At 45.6% G+C, this 535-nt stretch carries 1 protein-coding gene and 1 pseudogene; both read right to left on the bottom strand.

Features of this window, described 5'->3' with window-relative positions:
- Positions 1–328: pseudogene (locus R7Q48_RS30520) on the bottom strand (hypothetical protein); the annotation flags it as partial.
- Positions 325–535 (bottom strand): LysM peptidoglycan-binding domain-containing protein (locus tag R7Q48_RS30515; RefSeq protein ID WP_318134161.1); only part of this gene is annotated, 211 nt, incomplete at its 5' end. The gene R7Q48_RS30515 and the pseudogene R7Q48_RS30520, both read right to left, overlap by 4 nt.

Raw genomic sequence — 535 nt, 5'->3', positions numbered from 1 at the left:
TCGCAAGGAAGAACCAAAACGCAAGCAACAAAAGCGTCGCAAAGCGATTGAACACGTCATTAATGATCGCACTTGCCATCAACGTGTTTGGTTCCAATAGCTCAATCTGCTGTGGGTCGATTTGTTGGAACTGTACAGTGAGTTGGTCACTTAACCACGTAAAATCAACGTTCGAAAAGTACGCGCCCCAAAATAGGAATGGGCTTAGCATCAAAAAGATGAAAGGTTGCCATCCCCAACCACCACGCCGATAAAGCGCAAGAAAACAAGAGGTTGGAGAACGGAATATGTCCAACAACATTACGAGTGGGTTACTTGACGGGTTCATACACTTACCTTAGTTACATCTACGTACAGCTTAAGTTTTTGACCCGGTTTTAGGTACTTCTGCTTATGCAGCGAGTTCCATTTTACGATGTCGTTGCTCTTCACCTTGAATTTGCTTGCGATGCCACTGATGGTGTCGCCAGAGCGAACGTTGTAGAACACGGTACGAATCACGGCGCCTTGGTCTGATTTTTTCCAAATCACCAGC

The sequence above is a fragment of the Vibrio sp. 378 genome, assembly GCF_033339435.1.
The sequence above is the reverse complement of the archived record's forward strand: the minus strand, read 5'-3'. Positions and strand labels throughout refer to the sequence as shown.